Consider the following 274-nt stretch of genomic DNA (forward strand, 5'->3'; position numbering starts at 1 on the left):
TAAACTCGATCATCTACGCCGAGATCTCGATCGCGTTCGATCAGATCGAGGATCTGGACGCGCTCCTGCCGGAGGCGGTCTTTCACCGCGAGGACCTTCCCTGGGAGGCTGCGTTTCTAGCAGGCAAGGCGTTTCGCACCTATCGCCGTCGCGGCGGTGCACGGTCGTTGCCCCTACCGGACTTTTACATCGGTGCGCATGCTGCGGTCCGGGGCTACAGGTTGCTGACCCGGGATGCGGCCCGGTTCCGGACGTACTTCCCAACGCTCGATCT

General features: G+C 62.8%; 1 protein-coding gene. It reads left to right on the forward strand.

The window, feature by feature from the left end; translation table 11 throughout:
• The coding region (locus Q1B08_RS21865) for a type II toxin-antitoxin system VapC family toxin (RefSeq protein ID WP_299823619.1) at window positions 1–274 on the forward strand (274 nt) is incomplete at both ends.

The organism is uncultured Jannaschia sp., from assembly GCF_947494025.1.
GTDB lineage: Bacteria > Pseudomonadota > Alphaproteobacteria > Rhodobacterales > Rhodobacteraceae > Jannaschia.